A 16,263-nucleotide genomic window follows, 5' to 3' on the forward strand; every position below is an offset into this window, starting at 1 on the left:
TCGGCCCATCGGTCTCCGCGCGCCCGGCGCGAGGGCCGGCCGCTAACGCGGAGGCGTTACTTGGTGCTTCCGTCGCACGCGAAGGTGAACGGCCCCGAGCTGCACGTGGACGCGCACGCGTAGGCGTCGACGGCGGCGACGCCCTCGGTCCAGTAGCCCAGCGAGGCGGTGTCCGGCTGCGCGACGGCGGCGGGGACGGCGGCGGCGGCGACGCCGAACCGTCCCGCTCCGGCGAGCAGCTCCGTGCGGATGTCGGCGTCAGCGGCGGCGTGCCGCAGAATGGTGCTGGGTGACATTTCTTCCTCCTGGTTCGTTGCTGTTCACTCGACCGTTCGAGGCGCCAGTCCGATGCCGAGCCGGCGCTCGGCCTCCTGAAGCTCCTCGACGGCGATGTCCATGCTCGGCTTGTCGTTCTGCCAGTCGATCAACTCCCTTTCCTCGGGGGAAATGCCGACCCGAGTCCAGAAGAACTCGAGCCAGGTCTTGGTGGCCTGCGGGTGGAGGTCGCGAATCGGCTCGACCCCGTCCGGGAACTCCTCGTTCCGGACGTCGAGCGCGAGCCTGAGCATCTCGCGCGCCTTCCCGTCCGGCGGCAGCACCGAGCACAGGACCATCAGGAACTGGATCTGGCGGACGGTCTCGATGCCCTTGTGCTTCGTCAGGTCGCTGGGCGGCTTCGGGCCAGACCTCACGGCTCACCCTCCTTGCGTTCTCGGCCGCCGGCGCGCCATTCTTCGAGGCGATTCGACGGCCCGCGGACGGACATCGGATGAAACTCTGCGTGTGCGTCTCTATACGCAGAGTGACCATAACAAGGGGTGCCGGGCTGGTCAATGGCGAGAAAGCCGGCCGTACCGACCCGTCGATATCGGAACAACGAAGCAATTCGATGGCCGATTGGATCCTTCTCGCCCGCTTTGTGAGTACCTCGCCTGGCCCCCAAGGTCAGGTTTCAGTACCCCTCGGGCACCCTTCCGCATCCCGGTTCCCGCGCCCGCCGGGACGTCGTGCGGCGACACGGGCCCCGGTCAGCGCCACCGGCGGGCGTCGTGCGCCGCGCGAGCCGTACGCCCGGCGAAGTCGCTCGCGATCCGGCGGCCCACCTTTGCTTTCAAGGGTGAATGCCGGTTCGTCCCAAGCGATATCCCGGGCTTCGGGAAAGGGGCGGGAACGGTCCCTATGAAAACCTTCTGAAAGCCTTGGGGAAGGTAGTTGAGATCGAAGGCCCTCGGATACGGTCGCCCGATCGACAGTCTTCAGAAAGGCCGACCATGCCGGACACCCTCTGGGGCCTGCCCGTCCACCCGCTCATCGTCCATCTTGTGGTCTTTCTGGTGCCGCTGACCGTGTTGGCCGCCCTGGTGGTGGCCGTTTGGCCCAGGGCGCGGCGGCTGCTGGCCCCATGGGTTCTCGGCGTGGCCACCATCGCCCTCATAACGATTCCTCTGGCCACCGAAAGCGGCGAACATCTGGAAGAACAAGTCAGCCGGTCTTCCCTGGTGGAGGAGCACGCGGAACTGGGAGACACCCTGCTTCCCCTGATGGCCGCGCTCTGGGTGGTCCTCGCAATCATCGTCGCCGTCGACTTCTACGTCCGGCGGAAGACGGATGGGCCGCCGAGTTGGACCAGAGTGGTGATGCCGGTGGCCATGGTCCTCACGGTGGGCGCGTCTGCCGTCACCGGCGTCCAGGTGGTCCGGATCGGGCACAGCGGCGCCAAGGCGGTCTGGAGCGATGCGGGCACCGGTCAGCGCGGCTGATACGCCTTGGGCAGCCGCATGCCGCGGTCGGCCATGATCTGGCGGACGCGGTCGGGGTGGTTGGTGATGACGCCGTCGACGCCCATGTCCATGAGGGCCTCGACGGTGGCGGGGTCGTCGCACGTCCAGGGGACGACCTTCAGGCCCCGGGCGTGCGCCCGCGACACCATCGACCGGTCCGGGTAGAAGTGGAAACCGGGGTCGCCGACCTTGCCGCTCTGCGGAAAGCCGTAGTTGGGCGACAGGGCGGTGACGCCCGGGACGGCGGCGGCCGCCCTCACGAAGTCGCCTCCGTAGTCGTCGACGTCGAGGCCGCCCAGCCAGGGGGAGGCGCCGGGCCGGTCGACCTGGAGGAAGTCGTAGTTCGTCAGCGCGACCAGCGGCCACCCCGGCGCGAGCCGGTGCATCCGCTCCAGCGCGCCCCAGTCGAAGGACTGGACGGTGACCTGCCGTTCGATCCCCGACGCGCGGATCTCCTCGAAGACCCGGCGGACGAACACCTCGCGCGGCGCGGTCTGCTCCGGCGCGCCCGCCTCGACCTTGGTCTCGATGTTGAGCTTGACCTGCTTGGCGCGGTAGCGCTTGACCAGGTCCAGCACGTCCCTGAGCTCGACCATCCGGAAACCGCGGACGACCTCCTGCTCGGGGAAGCCGGGCAGTTGCCGGTACCCGCAGTCCATGGTCTTGATCTGGGCCAGGGTCAGGTCCTTGATGTACTTGCCGACGTAGGGGTACATCGGGTCGCCGGGCGTGGCCGGCGCGGTGTCGCGGCATTTCTGGGCGCTGATCTGCCGGTCGTGGTTGACGACGACCTTCGCGTCCTTGGTGACGTGCGTGTCCAGCTCCAGGGTGCTGACGCCCAGGCGCATCGCCTTGCCGAAGCCTTCCAGCGACTCCTCGGTCGTCATGCCGATGCCGCCGCGGTGGGCCTGGAGGTCGAAGTGGGTCTTCTGGGGCGGGACGCCGGGACCGCCGGCGGTCGCCGCGCGGGCGGACACCGGCGCGGCGACCGTGGACGCGAGAGCCAGACCCGTCAGGACAAGGCGCACGGACATCGAGACCTCCGTCGTTTCGATCAACTCCCGCGACGCTAGACCGGGGCCCGGCACCCGTGGTTGACGTGGCGTGATGGCGTCATGAACACCCGGAGGCCACGAGCCGGATCACCGGGCGGTGAGGGGCAGGCCGGCGCCCCCGGCGTCGCGGGCGGAGACGAAGAATCCGCCGTCGACCGTGCGGGTGGGGGTTCCGCCGTTCTCGACGAGCGTGCGCGCGGCGGCGACGTCGTCGACCGCGATGGTCATGGCGGCCGGGTAGGACGCGGCCGGTACGGGCTCGCCTGGCAGTGCCCGCTCCGCGTCCGAGGCGCGGACGAACTCGAGGCGGCCCTCCTTCAGCTCCACCACCGTGAGGTGGCCCCGCCGATCCGGCGAGGCCTGCACAATGCCGGCGTACCGGGACACGACCGCGTCGAAGTCGGCGTCGCCGACCACGATCAGCACCGCCTCCAGGGCCCGTGCGCCGTTCGGGTGGCGCAGGTAGCGCGGCTGGTGCACGTACTCGCGGGTGAGGTGCTGGGCGATTCCGACGTATCCCTCGGGCGTCGAGCGCGGGTCGAGGTGCACGGCGCGGGCGCGCATGGTGCGCGTCCCGTCCTCGGTGTCGACGTCGCGTTCCAGGTCCAGGACGCCGGAGGTGCGCAGGCCGGCACGGGTCAGCCGCCGGTCCGCGGTCTCGGCGTCATCGGTGTCGAAGTTCAGCAGCCGGAACCCCTCGTGCCGGTCGACCATCGCCTTGGTGTGCCAGGGGTCGGGCGCGGACTCGTCCACGATGCCCAGCAGTTCGATGTAGGCCCCGCCGAACAGGGCGCACCGGTTGGCCGTGCAGCCGGGGACGGGCGGCTCCCCGGGCCGCTCGTTCAGCAGGTGGCGGGAACGGGGGCTCAGCGTGAAGCCGAGCGAGATGTAGGTGCGCTCCAGCCTGTCGAGATCGCGGACGACGATGCCGGTGTGGTGGAGACCATGGATGCCGTGGGTCATGGCGCCGATGCTGCGGCACCCGTCGGCGCCGCGTCACCGAAGAGCGCTCCGGACGCCGCGATCCGACACCGACGTACGATCTTCTGGTGGATTCGGCCACGCTCGGGGAGCTCGACCTGCGGCTGCTGCATGCGCTCCATCTCGACGGGCGCGCCCCGTTCAGCAGGATCGCCGAGGTCCTCGGCGTCTCCGACCGCACGGCCGCCCGCCGCTTCGCGCGTTTGCGCGCCACCGGCGCCGCCCGGGTCACGGCCGTCCTCGACAGCCGCGGCTCCGGCCACGCCGAGTGGCTCGTCCGGCTCCGCGTGCCGCCCCCCGCCGCCGCCGATCTGGCCCGGGAGCTGGCGCGGCGCCCCGACACCGCCTGGGTGACCGTGCTGTCGAGCGGCACCGAGATCGTCTTCATCGTCCGCGCTCCCGCCGGGCGCGCCGCCCCGCTGGCGGGGCTGGCCCGCCACCCGCGCATCCTCGGCGTGGAGGCGCACCGGCTGCTGCGCCACCTGATGGAGCACCGCTGGCCCGGCCGGACGTCGGCGCTCACCGGCGAGCAGGTCGCCGCGCTCCGGCCGGCGCCCGGCGGCGCCGCGACCCCGATCGCCCTGAACGATCTCGACCGCCGGCTGCTCCCCGTCCTTGCCGCCGACGGCCGGGCCGCCTATCCGAGGCTGGCCGGCCGCGTCGGCTGGTCGGAGTCGGCGGTCCGGCGGCGCCTGGGGGAACTGCGCCGCTCCGGCGCGCTCCGCTTCGACGTCGAGGTCGATCCCGTACTGCTGGGCTTCCCGGCCCAGTGCCTGATCTGGCTGGCCGTCGCTCCGTCCCGGCTCGTCTCCACCGCCCGGGCCCTGGCCGCCGACCCCCAGGCGGCCTTCGTCGGGGCCGTCACCGGGCCGCACAATCTCCTGGTGATCGCCGTCTGCCGGGACGAGGACGCCCTCTACACCTACCTCAGCGACCGGCTCGGATCGCTGGACGGCGTCGAGCGGGTGGAGACCGCCCCGATCACCTCGTACGCCAAGCGCGTCGCCCCGCCCACCTGACCCGCCGGGACCGGCGGGGTCAGCAGCGGCCGAGGAAGGCGGGGCGCAGCGAGCTGACCGTGTAGCCGAACTGGCCCGTGTTGCCCTTGGCGCCCACGAGCGGCTCGCGGGGGTACTTGCGGGTGTCGCCCTTGAAACGGGCCTCGGAGTACATGCACCAGGTCTTGCCGGTGCGGTTCCAGAAGGACATGGCGTGGTCGTTGAGGCCGCCGCCGAGTTCGCTGAGGTCGCGCGCGACCTTGGCGTAGGAGCCGCGCGAGCCGCGGGCGTTGGGGAGGCGCCAGATGCACATCCGGCCTTGCGGGCAGTCGGTCCAGGAGCGAAGGGCCACCGGGGCGGCCGGGGCGCTCGGCGTGCTCGCCGAGGCGGCGGACGGGGCCTGGACGAGCGCGGCCCCCGCGGCCAGGACCAGGACGGCTGGGGTCATTCGGATCGACGGCATCTGCGATCTGCCTCCCGTGTTCTTTTTGTATCCAACTGACTACTCTCTGTAGTCAGTTGGCAGTGTAACCGGCCCGCGCATGGGCTTCCAGCAGCGGAAACGCCTCCCTCTCCTCCGCGCGACGTTCCGGCGCGCGTCCCGGCTCCGGCCTCCGGGGCGCTGCGCGGGGGTTCCTCGGCGGACCTTGCCATGGTGCGACGGTTCCGGCGGTTGTAAGATCGCCCGGACTCCGGACGGTGATCTTTAGCGCGGTCGGACGCGGCGCAGGCCAGCGCGGACGCACCGCGGATGGATCCGCGATCCGATCTCCGATGCGGCGGAGGCGATGCAGTGCCCAGTTCCATGGCGTCGGCGACGCCGTCGACACCCGGCCGCCCCCCGGCCGGTCCGGCGAGAACCTCTGTGCCGTGGAGAAGGCCTGCGCCGATGGCCGTCGACATGCGCGGGCCTGGCCCGCACCGCGAAGCCCACGGGACGAAGGAGCGGTCGTGAAGCCGGGGAAGAAGGGCGCCGAGATGATTCGCGCGCGAAGCGGCTGGTGGGCCGCGGCCGTCCTGGCCACCGTCCTGCTGCTGGCCACGCTGATGGGCGGGGGCCGGGTCGGCCTCGCCGTCGCGGCCGCCGACGGCAGCGCCTGGCTGTGGAGCCGGTCGGCGGGAGAGGTCGACCGGGTCAACCCCGACAGCGGCAAGGTGGACCAGCGCCGCGCGGTGACCGACTCCCGCGGCCACCGGGTGCAGGTCACCCAGAACGACAGGTTCCTGCTCATCCACGACCTGGACACCGGCCGCGTGTCGTCGCTCGACCTCAACGGCCTGGGCTTCTCGGGACGCCTGGACATCGGCACCCGCGGCGATCCGCACCTGGCGATGGGCTCCGACGGAGCCGCGCTGGTCGAGCGCACCACCGGGGCCGTGCGCGCGCTGGACCCGGCCACGCTGCGTCCCGTGGGCCCGGTCCTGCAGCTTCCCGGCCCGCTGGTCGGCGGCGAGTTCGACGACGCCGGCCTGCTGTGGGTGGCCGTGCCCCGGCAGGGCACCGTCATCGCCCTGAAGGTCTCCCCCCAGGGAGCCTCCGTCGTCCGCACGGCCGAGGCCGCGCCGCCCGACCACGATCTGACGATGACCGTGCTGGACCAGGGCGCCCTCGTGGTCGACCGAGGCGGGCGGGACCTGGTGGTCGCGACGGGCGACGGCACCCGCCGGGTCACCGCGCCGGTGCCGCTCGCCGGCGCGATGGTGCCGGAGCGCACCCACGGCGCGCTCGCCGCGGTCACCGTGCCCGGCGCCGGCTCGGTGGTCACGCTCGGCGACGTGCGCAAGGGCGGCCCGGTCCGGTCGTTCCCGCTGACCGACCCCGTCCAGGAGCCCGCCGTGCCGTTCGCCGGCAAGGTGTACCTGCCCGTGCGGGAGACCGGCCAGGTCCGGGTCTTCGAGCCGGCGGGGCGGCAGACCGGCATGCTGTCCATGCCGGCCGGGCGCGGCGACATGGAGCTCCAGGTCCGCGAGGGCAACCTGTTCGTCAACTCGCCGGGCAGCACGGACGCCCTGGTCGTCGGCGGCGACGGTGTGGCCCGCAAGGTCGGCAAGTTCCCGGGCGGGCCGGGGCGGGGCGGAGAACGCCCGGGCAAGCCCGGCGGCGAGGCGAGCAGCCCGCCCCTGATCCCGGCGCCGCCGGCCGATCCGGTCTTCCCGGACCCGTTCGACCCGATCATTCCTCCCGAGCGTCCCGAGGCGCCCGTGCCCACCACGCCCGAAGCGCCCCCGCCCGGCCGCACGGAAGCGCCCCGGCCCCCGGCGACGCCCGGCCCGCGCACCCCGTCGCCCCGGACGCCCTCACGGACGCCCACGACGGCGCCCACGACGCAGTCGCCTCCCAGGACCACGACCCCGACCCGGACCACGTCGCCCACGAGCAGGCCGACCACACCCAGGCCGACCACGCCCAGGCCGACCACGCCCAAGCCGACCACGCCCAAGCCGACCCCGACCCCCACCAAGCCCAAGCCCACCCCGACCAAGCCGAAGCCCAAGCCAACCCAGACCCGCAACCCGTACACGCCGGCGCAGGTCTGCAACGCGACCGCGGGCGGCAACTACCAGGTCCAGCGGTCGTCGTCGTTCCCGGGCGGACGGATCTACCAGCTCTACAGCGCGTCCACCAAGAAGAACTGCGCGGTCACGATGAAGACCACGGACATCGGCAAGGGGACCAACGCCTGGATCCGCCTCCAGAGCCAGAAGGGCGGCAAGGTCGCCTCCGACAACGGCACGTTCAAGTACTACGCCGGACCGGTCTTCGTCCTGGCGCCGGGCGACTGCGTCCGGTACTCGGGCGGCGCCTCCGGCGCCAGCGCCTCGTCCGGCTGGGGCAACTGCGGCTAAGAAGGGTTACGAGTGAGCACCACGACCGCGATGCCGGCGCTGCCCGACGAGGAGGCGCTGCTGGCCGCCGCCGCCTTCGAGCGGATGGCCGCCGGCATCCAGGCGGCGGCACGCTGCGATCCCGCCACGGTGCGGCTGATCCTCACCGCGTTCGCCGCGGGCGGGCACGTCCTGCTGGAGGACCTGCCCGGCATGGGCAAGACGACCCTGGCACGCGCTCTGGCGGCGGTGACCGGCGGGAAGATCGGCCGCGTGCAGTGCACTCCCGACCTGCTGCCCTCCGACGTCACCGGTGTGACGATCTTCAATGAGCGCAGCCGCGAGTTCGAGTTCCACCCGGGCCCGGTGTTCGCCAACGTCGTCATCGTGGACGAGATCAACCGGACCTCGCCGAAGACGCAGTCGGCGCTGCTGGAAGTGATGCAGGAAGGGCGGATCACCGTGGACGGGAAGGCGCACCCGGTGCCGCGCCCGTTCCTGGTGGTGGCCACGCAGAACCCCATCGACCTGGAGGGAACGTTCCCGCTGCCCGAGGCGCAGCTCGACCGCTTCCTGATGCGGCTGTCGCTGGGCTACCCGGGCGAGGAGGCGGAGCTGTCGCTGCTGCGCGGCTCGTCCCTGACCGAACCCGAGGACCTGGCCCCGGTGCTGATCGGCGAGGAGATGGCGCGGCTCGGCGCGGCCGCCGAGCGGGTCGCGGTCGCCGAGTCCGTGAACCAGTACGTCCTGCGGCTGGCGCAGCGCACGCGGCGGGATCCGCGGCTGCGGGCCGGCGTCTCCCTCCGGGGCTCCATCGCGCTGTGCCGGACGGCGCGGATCTACGCGCTCGCCGACGGGCGCGGGTACGTCACCCCGGACGACGTCAAGGCCCTGGCGCGGCCGGTGTGGGCCCACCGGCTGGTGCCGCTCTCGGGCGCCGCGGGCTCGGCGGAGACCGCCGAGCTGCTGGACGGCGTCCTGGCCGAAGTCCCCGTCCCGGCACCGCAGGGGAACGGCTAGACCGTGGCCGGCGGCACCCCCCGCCCCACCGTCCGCGGCTGGGCGCTGCTCGTTTCCGGAGCCGTCCTGTGCGGCGGGGGCCTCGGTCTCGGCTACCTCGCGCCGGGCGTGCTGGGGGCGCTCGCCTTCCCGGCCGTCGCGCTGGCCATGGGCCTCGCCGGCCGGCTCCCGGCCGCCCGGGTCGGCCGCCGGCTCACCGCGTCGCGGGTCCGCGCCGGAGAGTCCGTGACCGTCGTCCTGGAGGTCGCCGCGGACGGTGGCGCCCGGAGCGCCGCCGTCGCCGAGCACGTCACCGGGACCGGAGAGCCGGTCGTCCTGCCTCTGGGCCCCGCCCGCCCCGTGATCCGCTACGAGCTGACCCCGCAGCGGCGCGGTGTGGTGGAGGCGGGGCCGCTCCATCTGGTCCGCACCGACCCGCTGGGGCTCGCCCGCGCCGTCCGGGCGGCCGACGACGTGCCCGTCCGGGTGCTGGTGCATCCGCGCCACCACCACCTCGTCCCCGTGCCCGCGGCGGGCGGCGGCGGCCGGGACACCTCCTCGGCGTCGGTCCGGGCCTCCGAGGGGGCCTTCGCGGGCCTGCGCGAGCACGCGCCCGGCGACGACGTGCGCCAGATCCACTGGCGGACGTCGGCGCGCCGCGGGCGCCTGATGGTCCGCGAGCACGCCGACTCCGCCGGCACGGGCATGACCGTGCTGGTCGACGACCGGTACGGCCCGGACGAGCTGGACGTCCTCGTGGAGGCCGCCGCGTCGATCGTGCGGTCCGGCCCGGACGTCCCGGTCGAGTTGCGAACGGCCGGCGGCGCGCGTTCGGCCGCGGCGGCGGGCGTCACCGCGCACCTGGACGTGCTCGCCGAGGCGGCGGCCCGCCCCGGCGCGGACTTCCCGGCCGCCTGCGCCGGGCTGCGCTCCGCCCCGACGGGACGCGCGATCGTGCTGCTGTCCACGACGGCGGCGGACGAGGACGTCGCCGCGGCAATGCGACCGCTCGCGGCGCGGCACACCGTCTCGCTCGTCGGCCTGATCGGCCCCGGCGACGACGGCGGCGGGGGCCTCGCGCCGCCCGCCGGGGTGCGGCTCCTGCGCGCGGCCGACGCGGCCGGGTTCGCCGAGCGGTGGAGCGAGAGCAGGTGGTGGGCGCGGTGACCCGGATCCGGACCGCGCTGTCGTCCGCCGCCGTGGCGCTGGCAGCGGCCGCACCGGCGCCGCTGCTGTCGGCAGGATACGACCGGCCCCTTCCCGTGTTCGTCGTGCTGGCGGTCACCGCGGCCCTCGCCGCCGGGGTGACGTCGGCGGCGTACCGGATGCTGCGCGGGGGCGGGCCCGCCGCGATCCCGGCGGGCCTGCCCGTGGCCGCGCTGTGGCTGGTCGCGCTCGCCGCCTGGGCTCCCGGGCCCGTCAAGGGGCCGGTGCCGGCCGCCGTGGACGCGGTGCTGCACTCCGGCGCCCGCATCCTGACGACCGCGCCGCAGGCTCCGGTGACCGTGGACCTGCTGGCGTTCCCGGTGGCGGCGGTCTGGCTCGCCGCGGCGATCGCGACGGTGCTGTGCCGTGACGGCCGCGTCCTGCCCGCGCTGCTGCCGGGCGTACTGCTCCTCTGCGGGGCCGCGGCGCTGAACCCGCAGGCGGCCGGGCCCGGCTACTGGTCGGCCGCCCTGGTCGCCGCCGGCGCCGCCGCGCTGCTGGTCGCCGCACCGCGTCCCCGCCCGGACACCGCGAGCGCCGGGTTCACCGTGCGCGTACCGGACCTGGCGGGCACGGGAGCCGCGCCCGCCCGGAGCCGCCCGCGCCCGCGCACCGGTGCGGCGGTCGCGGCGGTGGCCTGCGCCGTGGCCCTGCCCGGCGCCGTCGCCGTGGTCGGCGCGTCCGGCGTGCTGACGGACTGGCCGGTGAAGGCGGCCGATCCCCGCAGGGCCGCCGAGGCCCCCGCGGCACCGACCCAGGAACGCAACCCCCTGTCCTACCTGTCGGCATGGTCCGCCGATCCCGGCCTTCCGCTGATGAACGTGTCGGGTCCGAAGACGGAGCTGCGGTGGGCCGTGCTCTCCGAGTTCACCGGGCCCACCTGGCTGCCCGACAGCACCTACCTTCCCGGCGGGGCGAACCTGCTGCCCCCCGCCGAGACGCCTCCGAGCCCGGTGCGGACGACGGTGCGCGTCTCGGTCGGCAAGCTGCCGGGCGGCTGGGTGCCGGTTCCCGGGGCCCCCGTCCGCGTGGACGGCCTCGCGGTCGAGCAGGACGAGGACTCCGGCACGCTCCTGTCCTCGGACGGCCCGGTGGCCGGGCGGACGTACTCGGCGACGGGGGACGTCCCGGAGTGGAGCGGAGCACGGACCGCCAAAGCCGTGACGGCCTCCGGCGAGGAGGACCAGCGCTACCTCCGGTTGCCGCCCGGTGCGCCGCCGAAGCTCGCGGAGATCGCCGCGAGGGCCGCCGGGGACGGCACCGCGCACCAGCGCGCGTCCCGCCTCGCCGAGTACCTGCGCAAGTCCTACACCTTCAAGCCGGGCGCCCCGGGCGGTCACGGCTACGCCGAACTCGCGAAACTGCTCGTCGCCCCGGGGCGCAAGGGCGGAGGCGCGACGTCGGAGCAGTTCGCCAGCGCGTTCGCGGTGCTGGCGAGGGCGGCCGGGCTGCCGAGCCGGGTGGCGGTCGGGTTCGGGCCGGGGATCGGCGACCGCGACCGCGTGGTCCGTACCGGCGACGCGGTCGCCTGGGGCGAGATCTACTTCCGTGACCTGGGCTGGGTGCCCTACGACCCGAACCCGCGGGAGCGCACGCCGGTGTCCGCGCCGACGCCCTCGGGGGCGCAGACCGAAGAAGACGGTTCGCAGTCTGACGGTCCCGACGCCCAAGACCTCGGCGGCCGGGGCAGCACGGGCGGCGGTGGCCGCCCCGGTTCGGGCTCCCACGAGGAGATCCTGCTCGTCCTCCCGGCGCTGGTCCTGCTGGCCTTCCTGCTCGGGACCCCGATGCTGGGCGCGATCCGGTTCCGCCGGCTGCGCAGGGGCACCGCCCCCGACCGGATCCGGAGGGCCTGGATCGAGCTGCTGGTGGCGACGCGCGTCGCGGGCCTGCCCGTTCCCGCGTCCGCCACCCCCGTCGAGATGGCGGAGCGGCTCGCGAGGGAACTGCCGCGCGTTGATCCCGAACGGCTGCGCAGGGTGGGCGGGCTGATGAACGCCGCCCGCTACGGAGGCTCGGTCACCCCGGAGGACGCCGCGTTCACGGTCGCGGAGGTCCGTTTCGCGACCGTCGCGCTGCGCCGCTCCCGGCCGCTCCCGCGCCGCCTGCTGTGGTGGTGGGACCCGCGCGCGCCGCTGTGGGCGGCTCAGCCCGCCCGCTTGCCTCGGTGAGTGCAGATGGGCTTGGCGTAGGCGACCCGGTCGACGTCGAGCACGGCGACGACGGTCAGGCAGTAGTCCACGCCCGGGTTCAGGGCGAGGATCGTGGCCTTCGCCGTCCCCGCCGGCACGTTCGCCATGGTGGACGGTGTGCGCCCCACGGGGCCGCCGACCACGTAGTACGCGGCCTTGCCCCCGGTGGCGTCCTTCCAGCTGATCTCGATCGAGACCCGGCTGTCGACGATCCGCACCTGGCTCGGGCTGTACCTGGTCTCCGGCCGCACCGCCGTCGGGCTGGACGTGGGCGCCGGCGAGCCCGAGCCGGGAGCGGACGAGGCGGGAGCGGGCGAAGCGGGAGCCGACGAGGCCGGGTTCGACGCCGGAGGAGAGTCCGCACCGCGCCGCTCGGCCGACCCTGAGCCCGTCAAGAGGGAGACCGCGCTGAACACGATCGCGGCGAGTACGAGCCCCACCAGGGCCAGCAGCACGATCCGGGGCCGGTTGGACCTCGCGGGCGCCGCCTCCTGCTGGGTGAACGGTCCCTGCGGTTCCGCGAAGTGCAGGGGCTGGTCCGCGAAATCCGTGAGCGGTGCCTGCGGCTCCTCGAAGGGCACGTGCTGGTACGAGGGCTGCGCATGCCCTTCCCCGAAGGGCGCCTGCTGGTTCGTGAACGGCGCCTGGGGCTCCCCGAAGGGGATCTGGGGCGCCCCGAAGGGGGCCTGGGGCTCCGCGTAAGGCGCTTGGGGCGCCCCGAAGGGCGCCTGGGGCTGCGCGTAGGGGGCCTGCTGGTTCGCGTAGGGCGCCTGGTGGGTCGCGGCCGGTGCCGGAGGTTCCGCGAAGTGCACCTCCTGGTCCACGATGGTCGCCGGCTGTTCCGAGGCGGCGACCGGTGCCGGATCGGGTTCCGGCGCCGACGTGTCCCACGGCGCCGACGGTGCGCCCGCCACTCGGCCGTCCTGCGGAGGGGCGGCGCGGAGGCCCTCCTCCAGCGCCTCGGCGAACGCCCGGCTCGTGGGGTACCGGTCGGCCGGCTCGTTCGCCAGCGCCGTTCCGAGAGCGTTCGCGAGCCACTCCGGCACGTCGTCGCGCGGCACCCGGGGAACCGCTCCGTCCGGGGCGCGCTGCCCGTCGGCGGCGAAGGGGGCGCGCCCTGCGAGCAGGCCCCACAGGGTGGCCCCGAGCCCGTACACGTCGGACTGCGCGGTCTGCGGCTCCTGCCGCAGCGCCTCCGGAGGAGCGAACGCGGGGTTGACGCGTTCCCTGGCGACCGGCTCCAGGACGCCAGGCGCGGCGTGCGCGGCCAGTCCCCGTGCGGTGGCCGCGCCGGTGAGCAGCGGTCCCGCCTCACCGCGCAGGATCCGGCCCGGACGGACGTCGCCGTGGACCAGCCCTTCGTCGTGCAGCGCCTGCAGAGCCCATCCCGTCGAGATCGCGTATCGGACCGCGTCGCCGACCGGCATGGGCTCCGGCGCGGGCGCGCCGCCGGGGCAGTACACGGCCGCCGTGTACAGCTGCCCTGTCGTGGCGCGGCCGCTCTCCAGCACGCTCACCAGGTGATCGCTGCGGGAGGCGCGTTCGAGGGCCGCCAGTTCGTCCAGCGGGGTCTCGGAACCGTCGAGGCGCACCCTGACGGCGGCCACGGCGCCGGAGTCCTCCCGCACCGCGCGATAGGTCACCGAGCCGGTGCCGCGATGGAGCATCGACAGCCCGCCGTACCCGGGGATCAGGCTCGACGAGTCATTGGCGCGGGCACCGGCGGCACCGGCACCGATGCCGGCGGGAGCTTCGGCGGCGCTGACCCGCAGCTCGGGCGGGGGACCGTCGGACGGCCAGGTGAACGTCGTCCCGGCGGAGGCCGGCGGCGACTCGGGCCGGGCGGCGCCGAGCAGCTCCAGCAGCTCCTTCAGCGTCAGCGGCTTGGCCGTCGCGATCACTTCCGGGGCGAAGACGTCGCCGCGCTCGGTGAAGAAGCCGTGGACGACCACGGTGTGGCCGCTCGCCGCCAGCCTGTCGGCCAGGAAGGGGACGCCGGCGCCGGGAAGGTCCTCGTCGAAGTCGGGAGCGAACAGGAACGCCGCCGGGGCGCGGACCTCGCCGCTCTTGGACAGGTCCCGGAGCCCGCTGGCGGAGGCGGCGTCGAACACGGCGGGGAAGCGCCCGGTGCCGCGCAGCCTGCGCGCGAGGTCCGGGTGCCCCGCCACGATGACGTTCGGCGTGGTGACCATCATCGCGGGCACCGGCCGGGATGGTCGGACGTCGGCACAGAGACCCTCCTCGCTGACCCGTCGATCTTAGTGCCCCATTTCTTCTAGACGTCCGTGCGCGCCGTCATCGCGCAACCCGGCGGGCCCCCGGTCCGCCGACCGCTCCGCCCTCTCACCAGACGACGGCCGATGCGTCGCTGTCGTCGTCGCCCGCCACGCCCGGGTCGTGGGTCGCGGCGGGCGCGGCGGGCGCGGCGGGCGCGGCGGGCGCGGCGGGCGCGCCCGCGTGCATCTTCTGGATCAGCGCCTCGGCCGCCGCCTTGCCCCGCGCGATGACCTCGCGGTCCTTGCGCTTCCACCAGGGGGTGAGCCACATCTCGACGGGACGGGCGGTGCCGGCGACGACGGCGGCGCGGCCGAACGGCATGGTCCGCAGCTCCTCGGGGCTGAGGATCTGCTTCCCGTCGTGCTTGCCCACGAGGTCGGAGAGGTCGGAGAGGTCCTTGGCCGTGCCGGAGCCACCCGAGATGATCTTGACCGTGGCGTTGTCCCAGATGGACGCGGCACCGTCCGAGCCCCACACCTTGCGAGCCTCCGCCAGCGACGTCAGGTAGACGTGCACGCTGATGGAGTAGCCGCCGGACTCGCCCATGTAGGTGGACAGGCCGCCGAGGGGGCAGATATCGGCCACCTGGTTCAGTTCGAACGTCAGCGGCGGGTCGAGGCGGCCGCTCGGGTTCTTCATCGCCGTACCGCGCGCGCTGCGGAAGTACTGCTCGATGATGGTCGTGACGATGGGGGCGATGCCACCCCAGTCGCTCTGCTTCTTGGCGACGAAGTACAGGGTGTTCCGGCCCTGGAGGAACTTCTTGAAGTCGAACTCCTCGCCGGGATCCGGCGTGCAGTCCGCCAGCACCTCGGGTTGCGAGAAGCACGACATGACCTGGATGACTCCGGCCCACAGGTCCTGGTTCCGCATGTTGAACTCGAGCGTCCCCGAGTATCCGGCACCGACCCGTCCCTCGCGCTCGCCCTGGCGCAGGATCTCCAGTGCCTCCTCTCCGTTGGCCTCGTAGACCCAGCGCATCACCTCGCGGAAGTTGAGCCTGCCGATCGCGCCGGCGTGCAGCAGGCAGCGGATGATGGTGACGATGCCGCTGAGCAGATGGCCACCCTCGTGCCCGAGATCGAAACCGCTCGACTGCACGAGCGTCCCCGACCGGACCGCGGCCGCGTTCGGGTCCTCGCAGCCCTGCAGCGGCGACCAGCGCATCCGGTTGGGCCAGCCGGTCCAGTTGTACGGGTCGAAGACGTAGACCTCGCCGAACTGCGCCCGCACCATGGCGGTGTTGATGAACGTCTCCCGCCGGCTGGACGTGACGATGCAGGGGCCGGGCGCGTCGATGGTGAACGGCGTGACGAAGTGGACGTCCTTGCCCTGCCGCGGCGCCGCGAGGATGACCGCGGTGTCCTCCAGCGAGGCGTACAGCTTGCGCCGGGACCTGATGTCCCTCCCGATGTAGAACCCGACATCCTCGGGCCTCACCGAGCGCGCGGGGACGTTCTGCGTGGACGGCCGGACCTGCGCGGCCTTGCTCTGGACGGTCCGGGCGCTCAGCAGCTGGCGGACCTCCCAGCCGGAGGCGAATCCCAGCCGCAGCCGGCGGAACGTCCGGTGGCGGCGCCAGTTCATCAGGAGCCGGATCAGGATGTAGGCGCCCACGGCCGTCGACGTGAGCAGCACCGCGAGCAGGGCGAAGAAGATGGGGGCCGACCCCAGGGCCGCCGCGGCCACGGGCGGCCACGCACCGCGCGGATCGGTGGGATGGCGCAGGAGGTTCCAGGTGATGTGCAGGCAGTCCGTCGGGCTGGAGTCCGGCCATCCGCCGCCCGAGAGGACGCCGGACAACTGGCCCGCCAGCCATGTCAGGAAACTGCTCGCCCCGCCCAGCAGGGCGGTCACCAGGCCAATACCTATGAAGACCACGTAAACGTCGTCGTCGTCGTTACCGGCCATGGAGCCTCCTCCTCGATCGTGATGTCCCGATGTGCGG

General features: G+C 73.8%; 13 protein-coding genes. 6 read left to right on the forward strand and 7 right to left on the reverse strand.

Features of this window, described 5'->3' with window-relative positions; genetic code table 11:
• Positions 1–56: 56 nt before the first annotated feature.
• On the reverse strand, positions 57–296 hold the full coding sequence (locus tag AB0C84_RS04695; RefSeq protein WP_179845637.1) for a cinnamycin family lantibiotic: 240 nt from the start codon (positions 294–296) through the stop codon (positions 57–59).
• A gap of 24 nt (positions 297–320) precedes the next feature.
• Positions 321–692 carry a DurN family substrate-assisted peptide maturase gene (locus AB0C84_RS04700; protein WP_258944491.1) on the reverse strand — a complete coding sequence of 124 codons (372 nt, stop codon included), beginning with the start codon at positions 690–692 and terminating at the stop codon, positions 321–323.
• 579 nt (positions 693–1,271) lie between these two features.
• Between AB0C84_RS04700 and AB0C84_RS04705 the strand changes: the two genes are divergently transcribed.
• The gene (locus AB0C84_RS04705; protein ID WP_361061131.1) at positions 1,272–1,760 is read left to right on the forward strand and encodes a DUF2231 domain-containing protein; all 489 of its coding nucleotides are present in this window, start codon (positions 1,272–1,274) and stop codon (positions 1,758–1,760) included.
• Here AB0C84_RS04705 and AB0C84_RS04710 read toward each other — a convergent pair.
• On the reverse strand, positions 1,748–2,815 hold the full coding sequence (locus AB0C84_RS04710; RefSeq protein ID WP_361061133.1) for a glycerophosphodiester phosphodiesterase family protein: 1,068 nt from the start codon (positions 2,813–2,815) through the stop codon (positions 1,748–1,750). The two genes, AB0C84_RS04705 and AB0C84_RS04710, sit on opposite strands and share 13 nt — an antisense overlap.
• 108 nt (positions 2,816–2,923) lie before the next feature.
• Positions 2,924–3,799, reverse strand: a complete 876-nt coding sequence (locus tag AB0C84_RS04715; protein ID WP_361061135.1) for a VOC family protein — start codon at positions 3,797–3,799, stop codon at positions 2,924–2,926.
• Positions 3,800–3,885: 86 nt separating this feature from the next.
• Here AB0C84_RS04715 and AB0C84_RS04720 point away from each other — a divergent pair, with 86 nt between their 5' ends.
• Positions 3,886–4,836, forward strand: a complete 951-nt coding sequence (locus tag AB0C84_RS04720; protein ID WP_361061137.1) for an AsnC family transcriptional regulator — start codon at positions 3,886–3,888, stop codon at positions 4,834–4,836.
• Positions 4,837–4,855: 19 nt separating this feature from the next.
• Here the strand turns inward: AB0C84_RS04720 and AB0C84_RS04725 are convergent, their stop codons facing one another.
• Positions 4,856–5,263, reverse strand: a complete 408-nt coding sequence (locus tag AB0C84_RS04725; protein WP_361061139.1) for a peptidase inhibitor family I36 protein — start codon at positions 5,261–5,263, stop codon at positions 4,856–4,858.
• A 503-nt stretch (positions 5,264–5,766) separates the two neighbouring features.
• Between AB0C84_RS04725 and AB0C84_RS04730 the strand changes: the two genes are divergently transcribed.
• Genes AB0C84_RS04730 through AB0C84_RS04745 form a run of 4 tightly spaced genes read left to right on the forward strand, consistent with a single transcriptional unit; the run spans position 5,767 to position 12,017 of the window.
• On the forward strand, positions 5,767–7,662 hold the full coding sequence (locus tag AB0C84_RS04730; protein WP_361061141.1) for a hypothetical protein: 1,896 nt from the start codon (positions 5,767–5,769) through the stop codon (positions 7,660–7,662).
• Positions 7,663–7,674: 12 nt separating this feature from the next.
• Positions 7,675–8,661, forward strand: coding sequence for a MoxR family ATPase (locus tag AB0C84_RS04735; RefSeq protein ID WP_312879373.1), 987 nt, complete (start codon positions 7,675–7,677; stop codon positions 8,659–8,661).
• A 3-nt stretch (positions 8,662–8,664) separates the two neighbouring features.
• Positions 8,665–9,807, forward strand: a complete 1,143-nt coding sequence (locus AB0C84_RS04740) for a DUF58 domain-containing protein (protein WP_361061143.1) — start codon at positions 8,665–8,667, stop codon at positions 9,805–9,807.
• Positions 9,777–12,017, forward strand: coding sequence for a transglutaminaseTgpA domain-containing protein (locus AB0C84_RS04745; protein WP_361061146.1), 2,241 nt, complete (start codon positions 9,777–9,779; stop codon positions 12,015–12,017). The genes AB0C84_RS04740 and AB0C84_RS04745 overlap by 31 nt, the downstream gene beginning before the upstream one ends.
• On the opposite strand, the gene AB0C84_RS04750 is transcribed toward AB0C84_RS04745, so the two are convergent.
• Together AB0C84_RS04750 and AB0C84_RS04755 are read right to left on the reverse strand one after the other, a co-directional pair.
• Positions 11,993–14,233, reverse strand: a complete 2,241-nt coding sequence (locus AB0C84_RS04750) for a protein kinase (RefSeq protein ID WP_361061364.1) — start codon at positions 14,231–14,233, stop codon at positions 11,993–11,995. The two genes, AB0C84_RS04745 and AB0C84_RS04750, sit on opposite strands and share 25 nt — an antisense overlap.
• Before the next feature lie 148 nt (positions 14,234–14,381).
• Positions 14,382–16,226, reverse strand: coding sequence for a TraM recognition domain-containing protein (locus AB0C84_RS04755; RefSeq protein WP_361061148.1), 1,845 nt, complete (start codon positions 16,224–16,226; stop codon positions 14,382–14,384).
• Between the last annotated feature and the right edge of the window lie 37 nt (positions 16,227–16,263).

The sequence above is a fragment of the Actinomadura sp. NPDC048955 genome (assembly GCF_040649435.1).
Taxonomy (GTDB): Bacteria; Actinomycetota; Actinomycetes; order Streptosporangiales; family Streptosporangiaceae; genus Spirillospora; species Spirillospora luteofluorescens.

Bases quoted from the DNA above. Each gene is read 5' to 3' on its own strand.
- AB0C84_RS04695 (WP_179845637.1), bottom strand. From the start codon at position 296: ATGTCACCCAGCACCATTCTGCGGCACGCCGCCGCTGACGCCGACATC.
- AB0C84_RS04705 (WP_361061131.1), top strand. From the start codon at position 1,272: ATGCCGGACACCCTCTGGGGCCTGCCCGTCCACCCGCTCATCGTCCAT.
- AB0C84_RS04710 (WP_361061133.1), bottom strand. From the start codon at position 2,815: ATGTCCGTGCGCCTTGTCCTGACGGGTCTGGCTCTCGCGTCCACGGTC.
- AB0C84_RS04715 (WP_361061135.1), bottom strand. From the start codon at position 3,799: ATGACCCACGGCATCCATGGTCTCCACCACACCGGCATCGTCGTCCGC.
- AB0C84_RS04725 (WP_361061139.1), bottom strand. From the start codon at position 5,263: ATGACCCCAGCCGTCCTGGTCCTGGCCGCGGGGGCCGCGCTCGTCCAG.
- AB0C84_RS04750 (WP_361061364.1), bottom strand. From the start codon at position 14,233: ATGATGGTCACCACGCCGAACGTCATCGTGGCGGGGCACCCGGACCTC.
- AB0C84_RS04755 (WP_361061148.1), bottom strand. From the start codon at position 16,226: ATGGCCGGTAACGACGACGACGACGTTTACGTGGTCTTCATAGGTATT.